Below are 25,002 nucleotides of genomic sequence, written 5' to 3'. Positions count from 1 at the left end.
CAGGTACCCAGGACGCCCGCCGCAAGTGGGCGTTCTGCTTTTTGACATTCTTGAACTGCAGGCCGCCCGATGACCGACATCCATAGCGACAAGATCCTCATCCTCGACTTCGGTTCGCAGTACACGCAGCTGATCGCCCGCCGCATCCGCGAGATCGGCGTCTATTGCGAGGTCTGGGCGTGGGATCACGCGCCGGACGAGATCCGCGGCTTCAACCCGCGCGGCGTCATCCTCTCCGGCGGCCCGGAATCGGTCACCGAAGACGATTCCCCGCGGGCTCCGCAGGTGGTGTTCGAACTCGGCGTCCCCGTGCTCGGCATCTGCTACGGCATGCAGACCATGGCCGAACAGCTCGGCGGCAAGGTCGAGGCCGGCCATCACCGCGAGTTCGGTCCCGCCACGATCACCTTCGGCAGCTGTGCGCTGTTCGAGACGGTGGTGCAGGACGGTGAGTCGCTGGGCGTCTGGATGTCGCATGGCGACCGCGTCACCGCCATTCCCGAGGGCTTCGCCGTCTCGGCGTCCACGCCGAGCCTGCCGCTGGCGGCCATGGCCGACGACCGCCGCCGTTTCTACGGCGTGCAGTTCCACCCGGAAGTGACCCACACCAAGCGCGGCATGGAACTGCTGCGCCGCTTCGTCGTCGACCTCTGCGGTTCGGCCACGCTGTGGGACGCCGCGCATATCATCGAGGACGCCGTGGAACGTGTGCGCGCACAGGTCGGCAACGATCGCGTGCTGCTCGGCCTGAGCGGCGGCGTGGATTCGTCCGTCGTGGCCGCCCTGCTCGAAAAGGCGATCGGCGACCAGCTCACCTGCGTCTTCGTCGACACCGGCCTGCTGCGTTTCCAGGAAGGCGACCAGGTGATGTCGACCATGGCCGAACACATGGGCGTGCACGTCATCCGTGTAGACGCGAAGCAGCGCTTCTTCGACGCGCTAGCCGGCGTGGAAGACCCGGAAGCCAAGCGTAAGGTCATCGGCCGCTTGTTCGTCGAGGTCTTCGACGAGGAGTCGTCCAAGCTCGAAGGCGTGAAGTGGCTGGCCCAGGGCACCATCTATCCGGACGTCATCGAGTCCGCTGGCAGCAAGACGGGCAAGGCCCACGTCATCAAGAGCCACCACAACGTCGGCGGCCTGCCGGAGCACATGAAGCTCAAGCTGGTCGAGCCGCTGCGTGAACTGTTCAAGGACGAAGTCCGTCGTATCGGCGTCGAACTCGGCCTGCCGCGCGAGATGGTCTACCGCCATCCGTTCCCGGGCCCGGGCCTGGGCGTGCGCGTGCTCGGCGAGGTGAAGCCGGAATACGTCGACCTGCTCCAGCGTGCCGATGCGATCTTCATCGAGGAGTTGCGCAACCACGGTCTCTACGACCGCGTCAGCCAGGCATTCGCCGTTTTCCTGCCGGTGCGCTCGGTGGGTGTCGTCGGCGACGGCCGCGCCTACGAGTGGGTGATCGCGCTACGCGCCGTGGAGACGATCGACTTCATGACGGCGCACTGGGCGCACCTGCCGTATGACTTCCTCGATAAGTGCTCGACTCGTATTATCAATGAGTTGCGTGGCATTTCTCGTGTTGTTTATGATATTTCGGGGAAGCCGCCGGCTACGATCGAGTGGGAGTGAAATCCTTCGGGGCTTGGGTGTCCCAGGTTAACGTTCGGTCCGGATGCCGTGAATGCGCTGTTATTCGTTATCCAGATATTTTGCGATTATTTGATTTTCAGATATATTGCATTTATCGCGATTTCGAGTATTCATCATGCCTCCGACATCCCATCCCCTGCTCACGGCAAGCCAACTGAGTTCGTTGCTTCAGGCTGCGCGCAAGGCGCAGGGACTCACCCAGACCGCATTGGCCGCTCGTATCGGGCTTAGTCAGCCGCGGGTTTCCCACCTGGAACTGAACGCCCAGGACTTGAGCGTCGAGCAACTCCTGGCCTGGTGCGCCGCATTGGGCCTGGAGTTGACGGTTGGAAGCCGGGGCGGCGGAGCCGCAGCCGCTCCTTTGAAAACGGATTGGTGACATGGGACGTCGATCACACAGCCGCAGCCTGTCCCTCTGGACCAACGGGGTTCGGGTGGGGCGATGGACACTTCCTGCCCGCGGAGAGATGGAACTGCATTACGACCCGGACTGGGTCGCCGCCGACATAGGCCGGCCGCTGTCGCTGTCGCTGCCGTTCAACTTGCAGAACCTCCCGATCAAGGGAGAGAAGGTCGCCAACTACTTCGACAACCTCCTTCCGGACAGCGATGCCATCCGCCGCCGCGTCGCCGAGCGATTCAGGACGGGGTCGATCGATCCATTCGAGCTACTGAGAGTCATCGGACGCGACTGTATTGGAGCCGTCCAGATCCTGGATGGTGAAGAGGTGCCGAAGGGCTTCGATCATGTCGAAGGCGTGCCCTTGTCCGAGGAAGACATCGAGCGGCACCTGATCGAAACCGTTTCGCCGCACGCCTTCGGAGCGAGCGGAGATCCCGATGCGGACTTCCACATCTCCCTTGCCGGTGCACAGGAGAAGACAGCTTTCCTCTGGTGGGACGGGCAGTGGCTCGCACCGCGTGGCGCGACGCCGACGAGCCACATCTTCAAGCTGCCGCTGGGCCTGATGGGAGGACGACGTGCCGATTTCAGTACCTCGGTAGACAACGAGTGGCTGTGCCTGCGGCTGCTGAAAGCCTATGGGTTGAACGTCGCCGACGCACGTATCGCGACCTTTGGCCGCCAGCGCGTGCTCGTGGTGGAGCGATTCGATCGTCGCACCGCCCCTGATGGGCAGTGGCTTATGCGCCTGCCACAGGAAGACTTCTGCCAGGTCGAGGGCTGCTCGCCGCTGCGCAAGTACGAGAACGAAGGTGGACCAGGTCTCAAGGCCCTGTTCGCCACGCTGCGACAGTCGGTGAACGCCGAAGCTGACATGAAGACCTTGATGACGGCACAGGTACTGTTCTGGTTGCTGCGGGCACCCGATGGCCACGCCAAGAATTTCAGCATCCATCTTCTGCCGCGCGGACGCTTCCATTTGACCAGGCTTTACGACGTGATGTCGGCCTATCCGGTATTGGGCGAGGGTCCCAACCAGTGGTCGCCCCACGACATCAGGTCCGCGATGGCACTGCTCGGCAAGAACCGGCATTACGACATGCACGGCATCCAGCGCCGGCACTTCAACAGCACCGCGCGAAAGGTCGGCTATGGCTCGACCGCCGAGCCGATCATCGAAGAACTTCTGGCCCGTACGCCAGCAGCCATCGCCGAAGTACAGGCCGCCCTGCCGAAGGACTTTTCCCCGCGTGTCGCGGAATCCATCCTGGGCGGTCTCGAGCAGGCTGCGGCGACACTCGGTGCGATGGCGCCATAGACGGAAGAGAACCCGGTCCTTCCCCAGAGGTCATGGCGCGCCAGGATGCCACGTCGAAGCGACGCGGGAATTCACGCCGGCTGGAATCGCTCGAGCAACCACCTGCCAGCGGGGCCGGGTAACCGGCTGGTTGGATAAGTGGCTTGAAAAGGCATCAAGCCTGCGGACGGCCCTTCCAATTCGATGCGCACCAGGCGGCCTTCCTTAAGGTCCTCGCTGACCAGCCAGAGCGGCATGTGTCCCCATCCGAGACCGGCACGCAAGAAAGCGTGCTTCGCGCCAAGATCGGCCAGCCGCCAGATATTCTTTCCTTGCACGCCGTAGTCGACTCCGCTGGTCAGGGATGAGCGATCGGTGAGCACGAGCTGTGTCTCGTCCAATACTTCCCGATAAGCAACCGGTCCATGTCTACCTGCAAGGCGCGATCCGGGAGCCACCACCGTCACCATCTCCTCACTGAAAAGCGGTTCGGCTGCGAGTCCAGGAGGAAGGAAAGGCAGTGTCCCGGTGATGCCCAGGCTGCATCGACCATCGAGCACGAGTTCTGCGACGCGGCCCAGCGCCTCGACATGGAGCCTGAGCGGCGTGGATGGGAAACGCTCCTTGAAGCTGCCGAGTGCATCGGTAAGGCATCGCTGCGGAAACATGACGTCGACGACGATGGACAGTTCGGGTTCCAGGCCAGCGGAGAAGCTGCGTGCCTTGGCCGTTAGTGCATCGGCACCCGTCACCACGCGGCGTGCGTCGGCCAACAGGTTCGTTCCCTGAGCCGTCAACCTGGGATAGCGGCCGACCCGCTCGAACAACGTTACGCCCAGCTGCGCTTCCAGGCTGGCGATGGTTTGACTTACCACCGACTGCGCCCGCCCAATGACGCGGCCTGCCGCAGAGAAACTGCCGTGGTCCGCGGCGGCAACGAAAGTCCGCAGGTAATCGAGGGAGATGCCGTTCAGCAAAGTATCTAATCCTTGTATGGGTGCTATCTAATAATATAGTCTTTTCAGAGACATGGTGAGGCCCTACGCTGCAAGCCAAGGAGCCCTCATGTCACAAAATATCTTCCTCATCGGAGCGTCCGGATTCGTCGGGAGCGCTCTGGCAAGACACTTCCTGGCGGACGGGCATCGGGTGCTAGGGCTCGCGCGAACGGATCGCGCCGAGGTCGCCCTGAGAACAGCCGGTATCTCCGCGGTTCGAGGCGATCTCGATGGCGATATGGCGCCGGTGCTCGCCACGGCACGGTCAGCCGACGTGACGGTCTACGCCGCGCAGGTTGCCTTCGAGCGCGAGCCGGCGATCATCCGGGCGCTGTGCGAAGCACTCGCGGGAGGTGGCAAGACGTTCGTCTTCCTGTCGGGCAGTGGCGTTTTCATGCAACGCACTGGCGGGGCGTGGAGCCCGGACAGCTTCGCCGAAGACGATACCTTTATGCCGGAACCACTGGCGCTTCCGCGGGTGGAGGCGGAGGGCATCGTTCGTGCCGCCGCCCAACACGGTCTGCGAAGCATGGTGATCCGACCGCCGCTGATCTGGGGGCCAGGCGATAACGGACCAGTGGCGAGCGTGTACCGCTCGGTCGCGCTTACGGGTTCCGCTTGCTACATCGGCGCTGGACTCGCCGCCTATTCCAACGTGCATAGCGCCGATCTGGCACGACTATTCTCGCTTGCAGTCGAACGCGGGAAGGCTGGCGCGCTGTACCACGCCGTTGCCGGAGAAATCCCTTACCGCTGGATTGCCGAGGCCGTGGCGCGCGACCTGGGTGTCAAGACACGCAGCCTGACGATGGACGAAGCGGCCGATGTATTCGGTCCGTTCGGGGCGCTGCTCCTGTCGGCGTGCAGCCGCTCGCGCGATCCGCGCACACGAGCCGAACTCGGCTGGAAGCCCACCAGACTCGACCTGCTATCGGAGATCGGCGATCCGCGGCTGCGCGCGCTCGCAAATCCGCCATCCACCCAGCAATCCATCCAAGGAAGCAATCCATGAACACGCATGAAAACAAGGTCGCCATCATCACCGGTGGCAAGCAGGGCATCGGGCGCGGCATCGCTGGCGTTTTAGCGCAGCGTGGCGCGAAAGTCGTCCTCGTCAACCGCCAGGATGCCGCGGAGGAAGCTGCACGGATCGGCAATGGCGCGATTGCCATCGCCGCTGACGTGACGAGCGAGGCCGACTGGGCGCGGGTCGCCGCCGAGGTGGAGCAGGCATTCGGTCGCGCCGACATCCTCGTGCACGCGGCCGGTATTTACCCGATCGCGGGGCTCGACCAGATGACCCAGGACGAATGGCGCCGCGTCATGGCCGTGAACCTCGACGCGCACGTGATCGGCGCCCGGGCGATCGTGCCGTTGATGCGCAAGGCCGGTGGCGGATCGATCGTCGCCGTGGGTTCCGACGCGGTAGGCATGGTGACGCCACCGGGAATGGGCTTCTCCCACTACATCACGTCGAAGATGGGCGTGGTCGGTCTGGTCCGCGCGCTTGCCAATGAACTCGCGGCTGACAACATCATCGTCAATGCCGTCCATCCTGGCATCACCGACACGGAAGGCGCGAGCGGCATGCCGAACGAGCAGAAGGCGCAGGTCTACATGATGCAGGCGATCAAGCGGCTCGGCACGCCGGCCGACATTGCCGGTCCGGTCGCCTTCCTCACCAGTGAGGACGCGCGTTTCGTGACGGGACAGACGCTGGTGGTCGACGGCGGCCTGATGCGGCTGTGAACGTGGGCGAGTTCGCGCCACGATCTCCTCGTGGCTGGGCGGTGTCTTCGCTTCCATGAATCCCTTGATCAGCGCATCGCGATCATGGGGCGCGCGTGCCTTGTCCGCTGTGGATAGCGCGTCCCCCGTCGCCGATGGAGTCGACATGAGTCCTGAACTGCGCTCGGCCGCGCTGGCGTGCGCGATGGACAGCATCGAGGCGCTGGCGGCTTAGTACCGATTGCCTATCGCCGGCTGTGCGGGACTCCCGTACGATCGAATCACAAAGCCGGTCAGCGGCCCGTAACCAGGCCGCTGGCTCGCTTTCGTCCAGGGGATTCAGCGGTACACGCCACGCTCTTAGCCATAAGGGGATGTACATGCCGCTTTACTTCGTCGTCTTCCTCGCCATGCTGGCCGTTTCCGTGCTCCTTTATCTCGGAGCCGTCGCGACAGCGGCCATCACGCGGCATTCGCCGCCAAGCTTCGTCCCCGGGACGGCCACGAGCTCCTTGCAAGCTATCGGAGTTGCCTTGCTATGGTCCTCCGTTGGCGTCTGCTGGCTCCTGTTCTTCAACGTGTACCGCATTCACGTGGACATCAGCGCGTATGGCGATGCTGCCTTCCAGGCATTCAGCAGGGGCTATACGCGGCGATTGCCGATCGTCGTGCTGCCCTACGCGGCGACGTGCCTGGTCTGGACCCTCGCGTTGTGGAGCGCGCCGGCACGCATGTCCCGCCGGACATTGTGGATCATCGCGACGATGATGATCGTCTCGATCGCCAGCACGCCCTGGGCCGCGGGCGCGCAGGATGCCATGCAGGATCATGGGTACAGCGAGGCGGCCTATCGTCAGCTTCAGGCTTCGCACCTGGTTCGCAGCGTTGCGGTTACGATCGCGGCGGTGTGGGCACTTGCTGAAGTGTGGCGCCTACCAAAGTCTTGAGCCGCCGCGCTCGCGGTAGCTACCAAAACGGCTTGGCGTCAGAAGCTGCTCTGACTCAAAAAAATCAACCTTCCGGCGGCCCGAACAGGACCCGCGCGCATTCTCTCCCATTCCTTACGGATTTCATGTCGTGGAACATCTGAATCCAGGCATGCAAGGCGATGCGGAAGGGGTTATGGCTGTATAGGGGTTTCACCAGGCCATACCGCGGCGGCTCGTCCTCACGTTGGCGACGGAACGTACCCAATAGCCTGTCGAACACGATCAGCACGCCGCCGTAGTTGCAATCGATGTAATCGGGATTGCTGGCATGGTGCACGCGGTGGTGCAAAGGCGTGTTGAGCACGAATTCTATCGGCCGCGGCAGTTGTCCTATCAGTTCGGTATGCAACCAGAATTGATACGTCAGGTTCACCGCGAGCGCGGCGACCACCAGCGGCACCGGAAATCCGATCCACACCAGCGGCGCGAAGAATACCGCTGCACCGGTGATCTGTCCGGTCCAGCCGAGCCGATACGCGGACGACAGCGTGTACTGGTTCGGCGAGTGGTGAACCGAGTGATTCAGCCAGAACCAGCGGATGCGGTGGTCGGCACGATGCATCCAGTAATAGCAGAACTCCTGGCCCACGAAGAGCAGGGTCCAATGCCACCAGCGATCCATCGCGAAGGTGGCGATGCGCCACTCCCATACCGTATAGAGCAATGCCCCGACGATACCGGGCTTGACCATTGACCAGCATGCGGCCCAAGGCATCGCCCAGCGACGCCCAATAGGCTTTCCAGTCGTGATCGCGGCCGCTACGTCGCCGCAACCAACCTTCGGCAGCGGCGATCAATGCGAACAACGGCAGCGGTACCAGCAGCCAGGCGAAAAGCGAAATATCCATGGCGATCGCTTCGATAGCTCAGCGGCCCAGGCGTTGGCGCGCGAGTTCGGCGGCCTGCTTGAGTTCGCTGGGAGACAATTTGCCGTCCTGATCGGCGTCGAGCTTGTCGAAGTTCTTGGCCACGCGCGGTAGCTTGGCGTCGGCTTCCTGGCGGTCGATAAAGCCGTCGCCGTTGGTATCCGCCGCTTTCAGGCGTTCTTGCATGTCGTGCTTGGCCTGAGCCATGTGCTGAAGGGCTTATGGCTTTGTAGCTGTCGATGTGGGCGGCGGCTGGTCTACCGTCCTGGAAGCCGTGAGGCCTTGCGATAAGTTTTCGGCGAATGGCCGGTCATGCGCTTGAAGGCGTTGCTGAAGGCGCTTTCGGATGTATAGCCGAGCGACTGGCCCACAAGCGCTACCGGCGTGTTCTCCTCCCGCAACGCGCGTTCGGCGAGACGCATGCGCCATTCGGCGAGATAGGCCAGCGGTGCGACGCCTGCGATCGTCCTGAAGTGAAAGGCAAATGTCGTTCGTGACATGGCGCATGCCCTGGCGAGTTCGTCCAAGTGCCACGAACGCGCGGGGTCGCCATGCATCAGCCGCAGCGCGGGTGCGATGCGTGGGTCGCTCAAGGCACGCAACCACCCGGCCGGCATGGGACCGGATGTCTCCAGGTGGGCGCGCAGCACCTGGATGAAGAGAAGCTGCGCGAGTTGCGCCGCGACGAGCTGCGTTCCCGGCCGATCGGCCGCCCGCTCCTCCACGAGCTGGTCAAGAAGCCACCGAAAACTCATGGCCTGCCGTGACGCCGCCGGCACGTGGATCCACGGCGGCAGGACATCCGCCAGCAGCCGCTCGCTTGCAGGATCGAGCAGGACGTGCCCACCGATATGGGCGAAGTCATTGCCGTCCCCCAATATGGCAGTCGTCCTGCCCGTGCCGGAGAACACGTTCATTGCGTCCACGGGCGTGATTTCGAGATCGCTGGCGAGGACGAACGAGCGCTTTGCCGTTATCAGTCCCACGTCTCCTGTTCCGAAATGGACCGGTTCGGCTTCGCCGTCGATGTGGACCCAGCAGGCGCCTTTCACCACGGCGAAGAACTTGATCTTGTCCGGCGCTGGGAAACGGATCGCCCAGGCACCCCCTGCGATGAAGCCGCCGGTCACCAGCGATTTCGCATTCGTGAACTTGAGGATGTCGGAGAAGGGATCGGTGCTCACGGTCGTACGTTCGCGCAAGTTAATCGCACTATAAAGCATTAACAGTGCGAACTTTGCATCTTAACCTGTCGTTCCCGTCGGACGCCCGAACGGCCTCCTTCTTCTTCGGCCAACGGCCATTCTGGAAACGACATGAACGACAAAGACGTGCAGGTTCTCGTCACCGGTGGAACCGGCTTCATTGCGCAACACTGCATTCTGGCGCTACTGAATCACGGCTACCGTGTGCGGACCACGGTGCGTTCGCTGGCTCGGGAGGTCGAGGTGCGCGAGAACCTCAAGACAGGTGGAGTCGAGCCGGGCGATCGCCTGTCATTCGTCACCGCTGATCTGGGCGCGGACCAAGGCTGGGCTGAAGCTGCCGCGGATTGCGTCTACGTGATGCACGGTGCTTCACCGACGCCGACGGGTGCGCAAACGAGCGAAGAGGAATGGATCAGGCCAGCGGTCGATGGCAACTTGCGAGTACTGCGTGCCGCGCGCAAGGCCGGGGTCAGGCGCGTCGTATTGACCTCGGCTTTCGGCGCGATTTGCGCCGGGCACGGGCCGATGAAACGTCCCTTCAACGAGACCGACTGGAGCGACCTGACCAGCAAGCATGTTTGGCCTTATCAGAAGTCCAAGACATTGTCGGAGCGGGCGGCCTGGGACTTCATCGCCCGCGAAGGGCAGGGCATGGAATTGGCGGCGGTGAACCCGGTGGCCGTCCTGGGCCCTGCGCTGGGAGCCGACTATTCGCATTCCATTCGTCTGATCAAGAATCTCATGGACGGACAACCGGGAAATCCCAGGATCAATTCGGGCTTTGTCGACGTGAGGGACGTGGCCGACCTGCATCTGCGCGCCATGACCCATGATGCCGCCAAGGGCGAACGCTTCCTGGCGATCGCAGGCGAGAGCATGTGGCTGGCGGATGTGGCGAAGGTACTGAAACAGCGGATGGGGGCGGCCACCGGCAAGATATCGACACGGGTGTTGCCTGACTGGCTGGTACGCCTGGGGGCGCTGAAGGACCCGGCATTGCGAGGGGCAATTCCGTTTCTTGGCGTGAATCTGAATGCCACCAGCGAAAAGGCCGTGCGGCTGCTGGGCTGGTCGCCGCGGCCGCGCGAGGAGGCTATTGTTGCGACGGCTGAGAGCCTGATTCGGCTTGGCCTGCTCGATTCAGCGGCGGACGGAGTGTAGTGATGCCATCGATGCGGCGGCCGAAGCCGCCGCACGGTCCGGAACAACGGAAGAATGGTCAGGTTTGCAGGTAGCCCACCCGGGTGACGAGTTCATCTATCACCGCGTCACTGTCGCCACCGTTCTCGCCATCGCCCCAGGTCGAAATCATCGCCTGATCGGTCAGTGCCGCAAATCCGAAGGTCGTCACGTAGAGGGCGCGACCCTGCCGAATGATTCCGTTGTCCTCGTAGTATCCACCATGCTTCGGATTGCCCCACGCCATCACCTGCCAACCGTCCGCGGGCAAGACGGCGAAGGCGCCGCCGCTGCCAGCCACCTGGACGATCGTGTCCAGGTTACGGATGGGCGAGTCGGCCGCCAGGAGACCGCCTTCGTCGGGATGTCCCCATGCCTCCACACGGCCGTTCTCTCGTAGGGCCACGAACGCGGCGCTATTGCCTACCACCTCGATGACATCCGTCAACCCAGTGATCTGGATACCTGGATGCCCGCCATGATCGGCGTCGCCCCAGGCGGCCACACTCCCGTTCTTTCGCAGCACCGCGAATGCGCGTGCCGTACTTGAAATCTCGACGATGTCGTCGAGGCTGGCAATCTCCGCCGTCAACACTCCACCGAAACCCGGATCGCCCCATGCAACCACGCTGCCGTTAGCCCGGAGTGCGGCAAAGGCGCTCTCGCTGCCAATCACCTCGACGATATCCGTCAGGGCCTCAATATCGGGTGGAACGTTTCCCGCGTTTCCCCAGGATGTGACACGGCCATCGCCCAGGCGCGCGGCAAAGCCGTATCCAGCATTGGCGATGTCGACGACGTCATCCAACACCGGTTGTTCGGCGCCATAGTTCATGTGGCCCCATGTCACGACCTGCCTGTTGGCACGCAGCGCCGCGAAGGCGCCAAGACTGCCGACGATCTTGACACCATCGGTGATCGTCGGAAGCGGCACCATATCGACGCCCGTGACTTCTCCCCAGTTCACCACGCTGCCATTGGAACGGAGTGCGGCGAACGCAAGGCCACTGCCGACGATATCGACCAGGTCCGTCAAGGCGGCAATGTCGTCGCTTGCCACGCCTCCGACCCCAGACGCTCCCCAGGGCACCACGTCACCCGTGTCGCGCAACGCGGCGAACGCCGACCAATTCAGAGCCGGCAACGCCCCGTGCCCACGCCTTGGCTTCATGGCAAACGTCGAAACGTTCGCCAGATGATTTGGGGGAGTCGCATCGAATCCAGCATGCGTCCTTGCATGGCTTGTTTCTCTGGAGGTCGGGGACGGCCTCTTCGTTGCAGTTTCTCGATCATTCGTTCACGAGCGTGAACGGAGAGTCAAAGGGACTGGCAGCGGTCGTGCCGGGCAAGATGGACTGCTGTTCCTCTCAAACGATGCCCTTGCTGGCACCGACTGGTGACGAGTGAAGCAGGACAGGCGGCTGGATCTGTAATCGTTTTTACGCAATATTTTAAGTTTCTAATTATATTTAGTCATGCTTACTTGCCCGACGACCTATATATCCGTGTAAGAATCGGTTTTGAGCATCGGAAACCGTCCTGGTCCAAGAGAGACATCATGACCGACTTGCCCACAGACCCCATCGGAGCCGGCTGGCTGTGCCAAGCCTATGGTGTGCTGCCGTTGGGAAGGCTGCCTGTGATGAGCCAGGTGGGTGGGCGACGTGCAACCCAGGTCAATGAAGGTTTTCGCCTCGAAACCTACACCGAGGCCATGCGACCGGCCGCGGAGCCCGCAGCGCATCTGCAGTTCCACTTGCGGCACGAGGTTCCCCATCTCGAATTCCTGGCCCGTCTGTTCGAGCGGATGGGACGGGGTATCGTCCAAGCCTGGATCGCGGCCGAGCCCACCGGGCAGTACGCGCGTCGTGCGTCGTTCCTATATGAGTGGCTGACAGGAGATGTCCTGGACGTGCCTGAACGGCTGGGTGGCAACTATGTCGATGTCATCGACGATGGCAAGTTGGTGGCTGCATCCCGCGACCGGGTGATCAAGGTGCAGCGCTGGCGGGTGAATGACAACCTGCCCGGTAATCGCGAATTCTGTCCTATCGTGGTGAAGACGGAGGCGATGACGAGGGCGGCCATGCTGGACGTGCCTCGTTTGTTTGACGAATTGACAGTCGAGTTTGGCGAGGACCTGTTGCTGAGAGCGGCGGTCTGGATGACCTTGCGCGAGAGCAAGGCCAGCTTCGCCATTGAAGGCGAGGCCGATCGCGTGGGACGGGTTCAGCGCTTCGCCGACGTGATGGCACGGCGTACCGGGCAGGGTGACGCGCCCCTGAGTGATGCGGCTCTTGCCGGGTTGCAGCAGGAGATCCTGGGCGGCCGGACGACGGTCACTCATTTTGGGGTACGCCAGTCGCCGGTGTTCGTTGGCGAAACCGTGCGGTACCAGGAGATCGTGCATTACGTCGCACCGGCGGCCGACGAGGTCAGCGCGATGCTCGAAGGGTTGCAGGTTTTCCTCGAAAAGACGCAAGGCCAGTCGCCAGTGATGCGCAGCGCCGTCGCCGCCTTTGGCTTCGTATACATCCGCCCCTTAGCTGACGGCAACGGTCGCGTGCATCGGTTCCTCGTCAACGATGTACTGCGACGCGACGGCGCGATTCCCGATCCAGTAATCCTGCCGATCTCGGCAGTCATCACGGACGACGCGGGTGAGCGTCGCGCCTATGACAGGGTGCTTGACCAGGTGTCCAGGCCGCTGATGCAAGCCGTACGCGAGGACGTCGTCTTCGAACCCATGCAAACCACATATCCGGATGGCGTGGTGTCCAACTTCGCTTTTCATGGTGAAAATCAGGCTAGGCCACTATGGCGTTATCCCGACCTCGGGCCGCATGTGGTCTTCCTGGCCAATATCATCGGTCGGACATTGACTGAACAGATGCGCGAAGAGTCGCGTTACCTCCGCAGCCATGCGCGCGCGCGCGCCGCGCTGAAGGAAGTGGTCGAGATGCCCGACCAGCAGGCGGACCGTGTGTTGCGCTCGATCGAGCAGAACCATGGCGAGTTGAGCAATGTGCTGGCCAGGGAGATGCCTGTCCTGAACCAGCCCGGCGTGTGGATCGAGATCATAGATGCCGTTTCCCAGGCTATGGGAAATGGTGGGGCAGACGCCGCGGTGATCGATCGATATCGCCCAGGCAGGCCCGTCGGCCGCTGATGCTGGCCAGCTATTAGTGAGCCATCCGCATAGCCGCATGCGGATTCGCGGTCTTCCGAATGAACAGCCGACGTAATAGATTTCCGGGCATTACGTTTCGTAGGGACGCAGGCTTCACTCCATATGACCCAAGAATCAGCGGCATCCGAAACCCTCTCTGTTCACCAACAAGCCATCGTCCCCATCGCCGCCTTCGCCGCCACCGGCGGCATCGACAAGTTGAGCGTGGCCCTGGAACAAGGACTCGACGCCGGCCTGACCGTGAGCGATACGCGGGAAATCCTGGTACAGGTCTACGCGTACGCGGGCTTCCCACGTAGCCTCAATGCCCTCGGCGCCTTCATGAAGGTGTTGGAGTCGCGCAAGGAACGAGGCATCCGTGACGTGGCCGGACAGCCCCCGAGCCGCGCCATCCCCAAGGGCGACGCATTGCTTGCCGCGGGAACCGCCAACCAGACCCGGTTGGCGGGCGGCCCCGTCAAGGGACCCGTATTCGATTTCGCGCCGGCGGTCGACGAGTACATCAAGACCCATGTGTTCGGCGACATCTTCGAGCGCGACAACCTCGACTGGCAAAGCCGTGAACTCGCCACCGTTTCCATGTTGGCGGCGCTGTCCGGAGTGGAGTCGCAACTGCAGGCGCACATGCGCATCTGCATGAATATCGGAATTTCGGCGAGCCAATTAGGTCGACTCGTCCAAACGCTGGCCGATCGTGTGGACGTCGAAGCGTCGAGGCGGGCACATGACGCCTTGGAGCGGCAGCTAGCCTCCGCGTAAGGACGTTTACCCGGCTATCCGGTGACCGGCAAAAAACTCCACCACGCTCCAGGGTGAGCGGTCGTTGAAGAACAGCCGGAGATTCTGGTCCGACTCGGCCGCCGTGGTGGCGCTGCGAGGAAAGAGATCCTTCTCGTACGCGGCGAGCGCGGCTTCGACATCCTCCGGATGGGCGACGATGGCCTTCGCCAGCTCCGCGCCGTCGAACATGGCCAGGTTCGCACCTTCACCGGCGAAGGGTGACATCAGGTGTGCGGCATCGCCGAGCAACGTCACGCCGCGCACGCGATCCCAGCGGTGGTGGATGGGGAGGGCATGGATGGGGCGGGGTACGGGTGGGGTTTCGCTGTGCCGGATGAGCGTGGTCAGTTCGGGCGCCCAGTCGTCGAACTCTTCCGCGACGCGCGCCAATGCGGCCGCCGGATCGGAGAAGTCGATGCCGGCGAGCCATTCTTCAGGCATGTTCAATGCCACGTAGGCATGCAACGTGGCGTTGGCCTCGCGGTGCGCGAGGATGCCTTTGCCCGGAGCGATCGCCAGCAGCGTGCCGCCACCCACGGCTTCCGCGGTGGCCTTGCAGCGAGTGTCGCTATCGAAAAGGTACGTCTCGATGAACGACGTGCCGAGATAGGCAGGCGTGGCGCTGGAGAGGAGAGGGCGGACCCTCGACCAGGCGCCATCGGCACCCACGAGAAGCCCGGCGGTCGTCGTCGAGCCATTGGCGAACGTGAGGAAATGCCGTCCGTCACCGATCGGACTCGCCGTGGTTAGCTTGTGTCCCCACTGGATCGTCCCGGCGGGAAGTGAGTCGAGCAGAATGCGGCGAAGGTCGCCGCGGTGCACTTCGGGCCGGCTGCCGTTGCCCTCGTCCAGGTCATCGAGCAGGACGGTGCCGTGCTTGTCGAGCACCCTCTGGGCATCGGCACCCGTCTGGATGATCCCGAGGAAGGCGTCGTAGAGTTCCGCGGCCTTGAGGGCAAGCTGGCCGTTGTACTCGTGGATATCGAGCATTCCTCCTTGCATGCGAGCGTCCGCCGAGGCTTCCGCTTCATAGATGGTCGCTGCGATGCCATGCAGGTGAAGGATTCTCGCAAGCGTCAGGCCGCCGAGGCCGGCACCGACGATGGCGATAGGGGACTTCATGAGCCTGCTCCACGAACGAACCAGCGGGCAGCTGCTTCGTCCAGCTCGCCGACATCGGGGGCGCTTTCCGAAGCCCATGCGACGTACCCATCCGGGCGTATCAAGAGGGCACTCAGTCCGAAGGATGCCTTCGGGCGGCCTGTGACATAGGCGATGCGATCGCCGTATTCGCCGGCGAACCTTTCGAGCGAGACGTTTTTCCCGAAATCGAGGAGGACACCACGGCCGTCATGCATCAGCTCACCCATCGTCCTGCCGTCTTCGAATTCGAACTCGGGAACACCGAGGCCCAGCAAGGGATGCCCGTCGCCGAAGGGGCACCGGGTGGAAAGGCCCCACACTTTTCCAGCGAAATAAGTCGCGCCGTCGCGCGTATCCATGAGGTCGCGGACGATCGCGTTCAGCGCGCGGGCGTGCGGCTCGGGTCGCATGATGGCGACCTGCGCGCGTGACCAGTCGAGCACCTTCTCACCGATCGGGTGCCGTTCCGCGTGATAGCTGTCCAGCAGGCCGGCGGGTGCCTTGTTTTTGATGGCCGCGGCAAGCTTCCAACCGAGGTTCATCGCATCGCCCAGACCCAGGTTGAGCCCCTGGCCGCCAAGTGGTGAATGGATGTGCGCGGCATCGCCTGCGAGGAAAACGCGGCCCTTGCGATAAGCCGTGGCCTGCCGCGCGCGATCGGTCCATGTCGTCGCGATGTGCAAGGCGTCGATGGTCACGTCGGTGCCGGAGATGCGCCGTAGAACGTTCTGCACGTGTTCCCTGGTGATGGGTATGCCGGCCGCATGGAACGCACCGCCGTCGAAGTCCTGTATCGCCAGGTGCCCCGGTTGCGACTGCAAATACATCCCATGGGGCGTCACGTTGCGGCCCGGCTTCAGCTTCTCCGGATCGGCGATGTCCACCTTCGCCGTATAGCCCGTGAACTCCGGTTCGGTACCGGCGAATTCGAAGCCGCCCAGCTTGCGGACAGTGCTACGGCTTCCATCGCAACCCACGAGCCATCGGCCTTCGAAAACCCGCTCGTTGGAATGCACGGCAACCCCGTGCCCGGTCTGATGAAAGCCCGTCACGGCATGTCCGCGCAGGATGTGGACGCCAAGCGCTTCCGCGCGCCGGGTCAGTACGGATTCAAGCTCTTCCATTTCCGACAGCAAATGGGTGGGCATCGAACCCGGCAGGCGATACGGCCATCGAGCGGTGTCGATATCGTCGTCATGAAAGGGGATGCCGGCGAAATGCCCCGCTTGCCGGCGCGGCCCCAGCCCGACATGTTGATGCGGAGTCTGGATGCGCTTGTGGATCTGTAGTTCATGCAGCAGTCCGCGCCGGTGAAGGGCCTCGATCGTCGGCGCCGAAAGTCCGCGTATACCGAAGGGCACCCGTTTCAGCGGTGAACCGGGATCTTTCGCCTTTTCCAGCACCAGCACGGAACATCGGGCCAGGGCCAGCTCGCAGGCGAGGAACAGGCCCACCGGACCAGCGCCGGAAATGATCGCGCCGTAGCTTTCGTCGTTATGGAACGTCATTCCATCATATTGGAACGGCGTTCCATCTATGTCAACATACGGGGCATGGGCAAACGTGTACGACGAGAAGAATCGCTATCGCGGGACCGCATCATCGAGGCGTCGATCGCGCTCCTGGACAGCCGGGGAGAAGACGGGCTGACCTTTCGCGCGCTCTCCGAGCGGTTGGCGACCGGGGCCGGCGCCATCTATTGGCATGTCGAGAACAAGGGCGACTTGCTGACCGCGGCCTGTGACGCGGTCGTCGCCCGCACGATGGCGCCATGCGCGGCCGGGGCCTCGCCTGAAGACACCATCCGCGCCTTGGCCCTCGGCCTCTTCGACGCGATAGACGCGCATCCCTGGGTCGGCTCGACACTCACGCGCGCGGCGGGGCAGGCGCCCATGCTGCGGATCGTCGAATGCCTGGGCCAGCAGGTCCGCGCCCTCGGCCTGTCCGATGAAGGCCAATGGACGGCAGCGTCGGCGCTGTTGCACTACATCCTGGGTGTTGCCGGACAGAACGCGGCAAACACACAATTCGCCCGTGCGCACGACATCGACCGCGCTGATTTTCTGGGAGCGATGGCAACCGTCTGGTCCCAACTCGACCCGAACGACTATCCCTTCACGCGCAGCGTCGCCGATCGCATGCGCGAGCACGACGACCGTGCCGACTTTCTCGCGGGGGTCGATCTCATTTTGTGCGGCATCGCGTCACAAGACGGGCGCTGACGTGCGCGTTTCCGGCGGGTTCGACACATCCGGCCGGTGTGGCTAAAGTCGCGGGGGATGCCACCCCCGACCACGGAGAAGCGAGATGACCGACGGTAAATTCACGAACTGTCTGTTGTTCCATGGCGACGAAGCGCGCAAGGCCGCGGAGTTCTACGCGGCGACATTCCCAGATAGCCATGTGGGTGCCGCGACGGACCATCCTGGCGGCCCGCCGGGCACCGAGTTGATCGTCGAGTTCACCGTGCTCGGCCAGGCCTTCGTCGGCATCAACGGCGGGCCGGACATCAAGGCCAACGAATCGGTCAGCTTCATGGTCCTGACCGACGACCAGGCCGAAACGGATCGCTACTGGAACGCGATCGTCGACGGTGGCGGCGAGGAGAGTGTCTGCGGCTGGTGCAAGGACCGCTGGGGCTACTCCTGGCAGATCACGCCACGCGCCTTGCTCGCGGCGATGAGCCATCCCGATCGCGCCACCGCCAAGCGGGCCATGGAGGCCATGATGTCGATGCGCAAGATCGATATCGCGAAGATCGAGGCGGCCGTTCGCGGCGGCTAAGAGGGTACGTTGCGCTGCAAGAAGCCATGGACGGCTTCGGCGATGTGCTCCGGATGCGTCTCGACAAGCCAGTGCCCGCCGTCGAAGTAGTCGATCGTGATGTCCTCGACGTCGCGGCGAAAGGCCTCCGCCTGTTCCGGCCCGTAATACTGGTCACCTTTTCCCCACAGGACCTGGGTGGGAACCCGAGACTGGCGCAGCCAGGCCTGGACCTGCGGATAGAACGCGACGTTGCTCGAATAATCGCGATGAAGATCGAGCATGGCCTCGGCGACACCCGGCCTCCGGATGTGATCGCAGGCGAGGCGAATCACGGACGGATCGATGCGTTCGACGATATGCGCGGGGAGGTTTTCGACGAATTCACGGCGGATACCACTCTCGTTGAGCAGTGAAGCGCGCATGCTTTCCCGATTGCCAGCCGATGGGTCGCGCCAATAGGTTTCGGCCGCCGACCAGGCGTCCGTGCGTCCGGGTTCGAAATAGGCTTCGCTGTTCTGGATGATGACGGCCGCTGGCCGCACCGTTCCGTTTGCCAGCAATCGGTAGCCGGCCTGTGCTCCGTAATCGTGGAGGTATACGACGCGGGGTTCGATCTGCATGGTTTGGATGAAGCGGCCGATCACCTCGGCGAAATGATCGAAGGTGTAGGCAAAATGGCGGTGGTCGGGGACCGCGCTGAAACCGAAGCCCGGAAAATCAGGTGCGACAAGCCGCCAGTGATCCGCCAAGCGGGAGAAGAGGTGACGGAATTGCACGGACGACGAGGGAAAGCCGTGAAGCAGAAGCAACACCGGCGCATCTTCCGGCCCCGCCTCGCGGTAGAAGAGCCGCGTATCGTCGACGGTGATGTATCGGTGCACTGGCGAAGACAGGGTGCGCATGTTCCGTCCCGTGTCGAGTCCGGCTTTCGTGGGTGCGGATCATCGCGCACCGAATGCGACGGCGGGGTTTATTCCCCGGCAAGATGATGTCCTGCTAGCCCGTCTTCCGCTTGCCGCCCCGCACGGGACGCATCATGACGACGGTGTCTTCCGGCTGCAGGATCTTCCCATCTTCGGAACGCGGCCGCATTTTTGCTACCGGGCGCCCCGCCTGACGATCCACGAGGGATACGTGCCGTTCGCCCCGTTCGAAGAAATAATCCTCGCCCCACTGCCTTAGCGCGACGAGCAGGGGGAACAGGCCGCGTCCTTTTTCCGTGAGCACGTATTCCTGGTAGGCGCTGCCGTCCGAGGCGGGCACCGCATCCATGATGCCGTACGCCACCAGGTGCTTCAGCCGGGCCGCCAGGATGTTCTTGGCCAGCCCCAGGCTCTTCTGGAATTCGCCGAAGCGGCGCAGGCCACCGAACGCATCGCGGACGATCAGCAGCGACCAGCCGTCGCCGATCGCATCGAGCGGGCGCGCGACGCCGCACGCCGAGTCTTCATGGGTGATTCTCTTGACCATGGTTGCAAGGTAAAACCTCGTCTGCTAAAAGACAACTGGTTTTATATTGAAACCATAATTCCTAAACAAGGATTTCCCATGATTCGCTCCGATGCATCCTTCGATGGCACGTTTCCCTTCATGCCCCGATTCACCCAGGCCGCGGGGTTCCGCATGCATTACGTCGACGAGGGTCCGCGTGATGGAGAGGTCGTCCTGTGCCTGCATGGCGAGCCGACATGGGGCTATCTGTTCCGGCATCTCGTGCATGCCCTGGCCGGAACACACCGGGTCGTGGTTCCCGATCACATGGGCTTCGGCAAGAGCGAGACACCGGCGAACCGTACCTACTGGCTGCAGGACCACATCGACAACCTCGAACGCTTCGTGTTGTCGCTGGACCTGACGGCCATCACGCTGGTTCTTCACGATTTCGGCGGCCCGGTCGGCATGGGGCTTGCGGCACGCCACCCCGGACGCATTCGCCGTGTCATCTCGACCAACGGCCCGACACCCTTCGGGCAAGCGGGACTCGACGAGCGCCTGGTGGCGAACGCCCGGACGTCACCGTGGTTCCAGTGGATCGTGGAAGCCGACGCTCGCGGTCGTCTCGAGAACGTACTGGGGGAACTGGACTACAACATATTGAGCACGTTGAAGCTCAACGGTTTCGAGAACCATGCGTTGATCGACGATACATGGTTGCGCGCCTATGGATCGCACTTCGAAACGCCGGCGGATTGCGCCGGTGCGATCGGTTGGGCCAAGGGCTTCGCCACGGGCGCACATCGCATGGAGGCTCCCGACGCCAGCGCCGTGCGCATGCTTTCATCGAGGCCCGCGTTGGCGATCTGGGGGACGGCCGACCGTACCTTGCAGGCCGAGCATTTCCTTCCGCTCTTCAGCGAGCTGTTCCCGGATGCGCCCGTGCATCGTCTCGACGATGTCGGGCACTACAGCCTGGAAGACGCGCCAGGGCCGATCGCCCGCTTGATCGGGGAGTTCCTGGCGCGAACCTGATCATGCCGGCCGTGTCGCCACGCCATCCAGTTCCGTCATCACGTCGTCGGGCAGATCCAACGCCGTCACGGCGAGGTTTTCCCGAAGGTGCGCGACGGAGGACGTACCGGGAATGAGCAGGATGTTCGGCGCGCGGCGAAGCAACCAGGCGAGCGCCACCTGCATCGGCGTGGCGTCCAGGCGCCGCGCCACGTCGGAAAGGAGGGACGACTGCAACGGGCTGAAACCACCCAGGGGAAAGAACGGCACGTAAGCGATGCCTTGGCGGGCGAGTTCGTCGATGAGTGCGTCGTCGCCGCGGTGCGCGAGGTTGTACTGGTTCTGCACGCACACGATCTCGCAGATCCGCCGTCCTTCCGCGACCTGCGTCGACGTGACATTGCTCAGCCCAACGTGGCGCACGAGGCCTTGCCGCTGGAGTTCGGCCAGCGTGGCGAGAGGCGCCTCGATCGAACCTTCCGCCGGGCCGTGCACATCGAACATGACGCGCAGGTTGACCACGTCGAGCACGTCGAGGCCGAGGTTGCGGAGATTGTCGTGGACCGCCTGGGTGAGTTCCTTCGCCGAGAAGGCCGGGCGCCAAGATTTATCCTCGCCTCGCAGGGCACCGATCTTGGTGACGATGACGAGGTCGTCGGGGTAGGGCGCGAGCGCCTCGCGAATCAAACGGTTGGTGACGTGAGGGCCGTAGAAATCGCTGGTGTCGATGTGGTTCACGCCGGAAGCGATGGCTTCACGCAACACGGCCACCGCCGCGTCATGGTCCTTGGGCGGGCCGAACACGCCAGGGCCGGCGAGTTGCATGGCGCCGTAGCCCAGGCGCTTCACGTGGCGGTCGCCGAGGGTGAACGTGCCGGAGCGGTCGATGCTGGACATGACGGTGTCTCTTCGAAGGCGGGAGCCCTCAAGATAGCCACTCTCCATCGCCCTGATAATCCGGCACAATCCGCACGGGTTGTACGGAATGGCGAACAGTGAAAGTCGATCTGAACGATCTGAGCGCGCTAGTCGCGGTGGCGCGGGCCGGCGGATTCCGTGAAGCCGCGCGGGCGAGCGGGACCAGCGCATCCAGCCTCAGCGAAGCGGTGCGCCGTCTGGAGGCGCAGGTGGGAGTCCGCTTGCTCAACCGGACGACCCGCAGCGTCGCCCCCACCGATGCGGGCAAAGGCTTGTTGTCCCGGCTGGGGCCCGCGCTGACCGAAGTGGAAGCGGCGCTCGAGACGGTGAACGACTTCCGCGACCGGCCGGCGGGGACGCTCCGCTTGAACGTGCCCGTGGTCGCGGCACGGCTGGTGCTGCCCGCGATCGTGCCACCGTTCCTCGCCGCCTACCCGGACATCCGCCTCGAGATCATCGCCGAGGAAAACTTCGTCGACATCCTCGAAGCCGGATGCGATGCCGGCATTCGCTACGACGAGCGCCTGGAACAGGACATGATCGCGGTGCCGATCGGCCCGCGCGTGCAGCGCTTCGCCACGGCCGCCGCACCATCGTATCTCGCGCGTCGTGGCCGTCCGGAGCATCCGCACGACCTTCTCCACCACGCGTGCCTGCGGGGCCGGTTCCCGAGCGGCACGATTCCACCGTGGGAATTCGAACGCGATGGCGAGGTCGTTCGGGTCGATCCCACCGGACAGTTGATCGTGCGGATCGGCGGCGGCGCCGATCTCAATGTCGACGCCGCGCTCGCGGGCACCGGCATCATCTACCTCTTCGAGGACTGGCTTCGCCCTCACCTGGACAGCGGCGCGCTCGAACCGATCCTCGAGCCATGGTGGCAGAGCTTTTCGGGACCCTTCCTCTATTACCCCGGGCGGCGACTCGTGCCGCCGCCGCTCAAGGCATTCGTGGATTTCATTCGCGCTTTGGCCGTCTAGACATTCATCAGGCGGGGCCGAAGGTATTCCTCCAGCGCATCGAGATGGCTTGTCGAAACGATTGCGCCGACATAGCCGTCCGGTCGAACGAGTATCCAACTGCCCGGCGAGGGTGTGTACGCATCGACGAAGTGCCCACCATCGTCGATCAGGTCGCCACACGCGCCGAACGTGTGGATGTGCAGACCCTCGCGTGGCGGTACCGCGTCACGCTCCACCTCGTAGCCCAACAGCGTCCAGTGCGTTCCCTTGAACAGCTGGAACAGGCGCGTAGGCATGCCCGCCGCACCACGCACGGGCGCGTCGGGGGCACGGTCGCCTGCCGCGAGGCCACTTGCCCGCTTGGGACTCTCCAGCGCAAGCGCAGACCGCGGATAACCGAGGTCGAGCTGGCGAACCTCACGGCCACGCCGCAAGTCGCCACGCTTGAGTGAGTCGAGCAGTTGCGTCGAGAGACCGAGCATGTCGGCGGCGATAGGACGGCGTTCCTGCTCGTAACTGTCGAGCAAGGCATCGGGCGCGCCCGCGATCACCGCCGAGAGTTTCCAACCCAGGTTATAGGCGTCCTGAACGCTGGTATTGAGGCCTTGTCCCCCGGTCGGTGGATGCGTGTGGGCGGCATCGCCGGCGAGGAAAACGCGGCCCGCCCGATAGCGATCGGCAAGCCGCGCATGCATGTGGAAGGCCGAAGCCCAGGCCACCGAAACGATGCGGATGTCGTCACGGCCCGTACGCTCGGCGACCATGGCCGCGAGGCCTTCTACAGACAGATCGATGTCCCCTTCCAGCGGTACCGGAGCCTGTATCTGGAACACGTCGGTCCCGGCGAGCGGGCATATCGCGATCTGCCTCTGTGGATCGTTTTCGCGGAACCGGTGCCACGCGTCCCGATCGAGACCCGTCAACACCACGTCGGCCACCAGGCCGCGTGCGCCCAGGGTCTTTCCGGGGAAATCGATGCCCGCCATCTGGCGCACGGTGCTCCGGCCGCCATCGGTGCCCACGAGGTAACGGGCATGGAAGGTTTGCTCGCCTTGCGGACCCGCGATCCGGACGGAGACGCCGTCGGCATCCTGTTCGAACCCTACGAGGGTGTGCCCGAAAGCGGGCCGATGGCCGAGTTCGGCCAGCCGTTCGCGCATCACTCGCTCGGTGAGGTACTGCGGCAGCATCACGGCGGCGGGGTAGGGCTCGGCGGGCGTGGGGTCCACGTGTTCCATCAGCACGGATTCGGTATACCCGCCGTCGTCGCGATACGAGCGCGGCGAGGGATAAGGGCCACCCGCCGCCACGATGCGCTCCAGGATGCCGAGGTCCTCGAAAACTTCCAGCGTCCGCGGCTGGAGGCCCTTGCCACGCGAGCCATGGAAGGGCGTTTCCTTTTGTTCGACGAGGTGGAACGAGACGCCGCGCCGCGCCAGTTCGATGGCGAGCGTGAGGCCACTCGCGCCCGCGCCGCAGATGAGTACGTCCACCCTGGTGTCGTTCGTCATGCCCGCTCCTTTATGTGTAATATGCATACAAGTGGAGGAGAGGGTATGCCTGCGAAGAAAAATGTGCAAGATACACATATGTCGGCCCGGATACGCGCACTGCATGGCGCGTTGCTGAGCATCGTCAACGTCATCAATCGCCCCGAAGGCGACGACAGGTTGATCGGCGAAGCCGGCATCTCGCTCGATCGAGCCTTGTTTCCGCTCCTGGTGGTGGTCGAGCGCTTCGGACCTATCGGCGTCGTCGATCTCGCCGGACGAGTGGGGCGTGACTACACCACCGTCAGCCGGCAATTGGCGAAGCTGGAAAGCCTTGGCCTGGTCGAGCGCCGCACGGGCGGCGAGGACCGCCGCGTGCGCGAGGCCGTGGTCACCCCAAAGGGCCAGGCGATGACCGACGCCCTGGACGCCGCCCGTGAGCGTCTCGGTCGAAAGCTCCTCGCGAGTTGGGAGGAGAAGGAACTGGACGAACTCGTGCGCTTGCTACAAAAGTTCGCGAGGGATATCGAGATCGTGTCCGCGCCGTGATGTCAGGCGTCGTGGATGCCCTTCAGGTACGCGCAAAACACGTCGGCCATGGCATCGGCGTACGTCGATCGTCAAGTTCGGCACTTCGTGATGCTACTGTCAATAATGTATTCTTAGTGATACATTAAATCCCCTTAAGGTATTACGAAGTATACAAATGGCTACCCCGCATGCCGCCTCCGCAGGTGTGCGCCGGGCTCTCCGGAAGCTCGGCGCCGACATACATGACGCCCGTATCCGTCGACGCCTGACCATGGCGGTCGTGGCGGATCGCGCCTTCACGACCCGAGCGACATTGCAGCGTGTGGAGGCAGGCGATCCTACGGTCGGCATGGGTATCTACGCTGCGGTGCTCCAGGCGCTCGGCTTGCTGGAGGGCCTGGCCGGAGCCGCTGATATAGCTGCCGACAGCCAAGGCCAACTTCTTGTCGCTTCGAGGTC

Annotated in this window: 26 protein-coding genes; 15 read left to right on the top strand and 11 right to left on the bottom strand. The window is 63.5% G+C overall.

Annotated features, from left to right (window positions below; translation table 11 throughout):
- Positions 1–69: 69 nt before the first annotated feature.
- The 3 genes from guaA to AB6730_RS01465 all read left to right on the top strand — a co-directional run bounded on the left by guaA (position 70) and on the right by AB6730_RS01465 (position 3,368).
- Complete coding sequence (gene guaA / locus AB6730_RS01475; RefSeq protein ID WP_371021894.1) at positions 70–1,626, top strand: glutamine-hydrolyzing GMP synthase; 1,557 nt, start codon at positions 70–72, stop codon at positions 1,624–1,626.
- A gap of 136 nt (positions 1,627–1,762) precedes the next feature.
- A complete protein-coding gene (locus AB6730_RS01470) occupies positions 1,763–2,026 on the top strand; it encodes a helix-turn-helix domain-containing protein (RefSeq protein ID WP_371021893.1) in 264 nt (87 codons plus the stop codon).
- Position 2,027: 1 nt separating this feature from the next.
- Entirely contained in the window at positions 2,028–3,368 is a 1,341-nt protein-coding gene (locus tag AB6730_RS01465) for a type II toxin-antitoxin system HipA family toxin (RefSeq protein WP_371021892.1), read from the top strand.
- Positions 3,369–3,439: 71 nt separating this feature from the next.
- Here the strand turns inward: AB6730_RS01465 and AB6730_RS01460 are convergent, their stop codons facing one another.
- Positions 3,440–4,324 (bottom strand): LysR family transcriptional regulator, encoded by an 885-nt coding sequence (locus tag AB6730_RS01460; RefSeq protein ID WP_371021891.1) that lies wholly within the window; start codon positions 4,322–4,324, stop codon positions 3,440–3,442.
- 88 nt (positions 4,325–4,412) lie between these two features.
- Here AB6730_RS01460 and AB6730_RS01455 point away from each other — a divergent pair, with 88 nt between their 5' ends.
- The 4 genes from AB6730_RS01455 to AB6730_RS01440 all read left to right on the top strand — a co-directional run bounded on the left by AB6730_RS01455 (position 4,413) and on the right by AB6730_RS01440 (position 7,020).
- Complete coding sequence (locus tag AB6730_RS01455) at positions 4,413–5,357, top strand: NAD-dependent epimerase/dehydratase family protein (RefSeq protein WP_371021890.1); 945 nt, start codon at positions 4,413–4,415, stop codon at positions 5,355–5,357.
- Positions 5,354–6,094, top strand: a complete 741-nt coding sequence (locus tag AB6730_RS01450) for an SDR family NAD(P)-dependent oxidoreductase (RefSeq protein ID WP_371021889.1) — start codon at positions 5,354–5,356, stop codon at positions 6,092–6,094. Before AB6730_RS01455 ends, AB6730_RS01450 begins: the two co-directional genes overlap by 4 nt.
- Before the next feature lie 55 nt (positions 6,095–6,149).
- Positions 6,150–6,308 (top strand): hypothetical protein, encoded by a 159-nt coding sequence (locus tag AB6730_RS01445; RefSeq protein WP_371021888.1) that lies wholly within the window; start codon positions 6,150–6,152, stop codon positions 6,306–6,308.
- A gap of 145 nt (positions 6,309–6,453) precedes the next feature.
- The gene (locus tag AB6730_RS01440) at positions 6,454–7,020 is read left to right on the top strand and encodes a hypothetical protein (RefSeq protein WP_371021887.1); all 567 of its coding nucleotides are present in this window, start codon (positions 6,454–6,456) and stop codon (positions 7,018–7,020) included.
- Positions 7,021–7,084: 64 nt separating this feature from the next.
- Here AB6730_RS01440 and AB6730_RS01435 read toward each other — a convergent pair whose 3' ends face one another.
- The 3 genes from AB6730_RS01435 to AB6730_RS01425 all read right to left on the bottom strand — a co-directional run bounded on the left by AB6730_RS01435 (position 7,085) and on the right by AB6730_RS01425 (position 9,112).
- Positions 7,085–7,753 carry a sterol desaturase family protein gene (locus tag AB6730_RS01435; RefSeq protein WP_371021886.1) on the bottom strand — a complete coding sequence of 223 codons (669 nt, stop codon included), beginning with the start codon at positions 7,751–7,753 and terminating at the stop codon, positions 7,085–7,087.
- 175 nt (positions 7,754–7,928) lie between these two features.
- Positions 7,929–8,135, bottom strand: a complete 207-nt coding sequence (locus tag AB6730_RS01430; RefSeq protein ID WP_371021885.1) for a hypothetical protein — start codon at positions 8,133–8,135, stop codon at positions 7,929–7,931.
- A 50-nt stretch (positions 8,136–8,185) separates the two neighbouring features.
- Entirely contained in the window at positions 8,186–9,112 is a 927-nt protein-coding gene (locus AB6730_RS01425) for an AraC family transcriptional regulator (RefSeq protein ID WP_371021884.1), read from the bottom strand.
- A gap of 132 nt (positions 9,113–9,244) precedes the next feature.
- Between AB6730_RS01425 and AB6730_RS01420 the strand changes: the two genes are divergently transcribed.
- Positions 9,245–10,297, top strand: a complete 1,053-nt coding sequence (locus tag AB6730_RS01420; RefSeq protein ID WP_371021883.1) for an SDR family oxidoreductase — start codon at positions 9,245–9,247, stop codon at positions 10,295–10,297.
- Between the two features lie 58 nt (positions 10,298–10,355).
- Here the strand turns inward: AB6730_RS01420 and AB6730_RS01415 are convergent, their stop codons facing one another.
- Positions 10,356–11,375 carry a hypothetical protein gene (locus AB6730_RS01415; protein WP_371021882.1) on the bottom strand — a complete coding sequence of 340 codons (1,020 nt, stop codon included), beginning with the start codon at positions 11,373–11,375 and terminating at the stop codon, positions 10,356–10,358.
- A 498-nt stretch (positions 11,376–11,873) separates the two neighbouring features.
- On the opposite strand from AB6730_RS01415, the gene AB6730_RS01410 reads away from it, so the two are divergent.
- Entirely contained in the window at positions 11,874–13,484 is a 1,611-nt protein-coding gene (locus tag AB6730_RS01410; protein WP_371021881.1) for a Fic family protein, read from the top strand.
- A 123-nt stretch (positions 13,485–13,607) separates the two neighbouring features.
- Positions 13,608–14,264 carry a carboxymuconolactone decarboxylase family protein gene (locus AB6730_RS01405; RefSeq protein WP_371021880.1) on the top strand — a complete coding sequence of 219 codons (657 nt, stop codon included), beginning with the start codon at positions 13,608–13,610 and terminating at the stop codon, positions 14,262–14,264.
- A 6-nt stretch (positions 14,265–14,270) separates the two neighbouring features.
- Here AB6730_RS01405 and AB6730_RS01400 read toward each other — a convergent pair whose 3' ends face one another.
- Both AB6730_RS01400 and AB6730_RS01395 read right to left on the bottom strand, forming a co-directional pair.
- The gene (locus AB6730_RS01400) at positions 14,271–15,407 is read right to left on the bottom strand and encodes an FAD-dependent oxidoreductase (RefSeq protein WP_371021879.1); all 1,137 of its coding nucleotides are present in this window, start codon (positions 15,405–15,407) and stop codon (positions 14,271–14,273) included.
- Positions 15,404–16,936, bottom strand: coding sequence for an FAD-dependent monooxygenase (locus AB6730_RS01395; RefSeq protein WP_371021878.1), 1,533 nt, complete (start codon positions 16,934–16,936; stop codon positions 15,404–15,406). Before AB6730_RS01395 ends, AB6730_RS01400 begins: the two co-directional genes overlap by 4 nt.
- Between AB6730_RS01395 and AB6730_RS01390 the strand changes: the two genes are divergently transcribed.
- Positions 16,925–17,650: a TetR family transcriptional regulator gene (locus AB6730_RS01390; RefSeq protein ID WP_371021877.1), complete on the top strand. Its 726-nt coding sequence runs from the start codon at positions 16,925–16,927 to the stop codon at positions 17,648–17,650. The two genes, AB6730_RS01395 and AB6730_RS01390, sit on opposite strands and share 12 nt — an antisense overlap.
- Positions 17,651–17,735: 85 nt before the next feature.
- Complete coding sequence (locus AB6730_RS01385) at positions 17,736–18,212, top strand: VOC family protein (protein ID WP_371021876.1); 477 nt, start codon at positions 17,736–17,738, stop codon at positions 18,210–18,212.
- Here AB6730_RS01385 and AB6730_RS01380 read toward each other — a convergent pair.
- Positions 18,209–19,096: an alpha/beta fold hydrolase gene (locus AB6730_RS01380; RefSeq protein WP_371021875.1), complete on the bottom strand. Its 888-nt coding sequence runs from the start codon at positions 19,094–19,096 to the stop codon at positions 18,209–18,211. The two genes, AB6730_RS01385 and AB6730_RS01380, sit on opposite strands and share 4 nt — an antisense overlap.
- 94 nt (positions 19,097–19,190) lie before the next feature.
- A complete protein-coding gene (locus AB6730_RS01375) occupies positions 19,191–19,664 on the bottom strand; it encodes a winged helix-turn-helix transcriptional regulator (protein WP_371021874.1) in 474 nt (157 codons plus the stop codon).
- Between the two features lie 78 nt (positions 19,665–19,742).
- Here AB6730_RS01375 and AB6730_RS01370 point away from each other — a divergent pair, with 78 nt between their 5' ends.
- Positions 19,743–20,663, top strand: a complete 921-nt coding sequence (locus tag AB6730_RS01370) for an alpha/beta fold hydrolase (RefSeq protein WP_371021873.1) — start codon at positions 19,743–19,745, stop codon at positions 20,661–20,663.
- On the opposite strand, the gene AB6730_RS01365 is transcribed toward AB6730_RS01370, so the two are convergent.
- A complete protein-coding gene (locus AB6730_RS01365) occupies positions 20,664–21,539 on the bottom strand; it encodes an aldo/keto reductase family oxidoreductase (RefSeq protein WP_371021872.1) in 876 nt (291 codons plus the stop codon).
- Positions 21,540–21,658: 119 nt separating this feature from the next.
- Between AB6730_RS01365 and AB6730_RS01360 the strand changes: the two genes are divergently transcribed.
- Entirely contained in the window at positions 21,659–22,540 is an 882-nt protein-coding gene (locus AB6730_RS01360; protein ID WP_371021971.1) for a LysR family transcriptional regulator, read from the top strand.
- Here the strand turns inward: AB6730_RS01360 and AB6730_RS01355 are convergent.
- The gene (locus AB6730_RS01355; RefSeq protein ID WP_371021871.1) at positions 22,537–24,033 is read right to left on the bottom strand and encodes an FAD-dependent oxidoreductase; all 1,497 of its coding nucleotides are present in this window, start codon (positions 24,031–24,033) and stop codon (positions 22,537–22,539) included. The genes AB6730_RS01360 and AB6730_RS01355 overlap by 4 nt on opposite strands.
- A gap of 45 nt (positions 24,034–24,078) precedes the next feature.
- On the opposite strand from AB6730_RS01355, the gene AB6730_RS01350 reads away from it, so the two are divergent.
- Positions 24,079–24,561: a MarR family winged helix-turn-helix transcriptional regulator gene (locus AB6730_RS01350; protein ID WP_371021870.1), complete on the top strand. Its 483-nt coding sequence runs from the start codon at positions 24,079–24,081 to the stop codon at positions 24,559–24,561.
- Positions 24,562–25,002: the final 441 nt, after the last annotated feature.

It is taken from the genome of Luteibacter sp. RCC_6_2 (genome assembly GCF_041360655.1).
GTDB lineage: Bacteria > Pseudomonadota > Gammaproteobacteria > Xanthomonadales > Rhodanobacteraceae > Luteibacter.
Note: the sequence above shows the minus strand (reverse complement) of the source record. Positions and strands in the feature narration are given on the sequence as shown.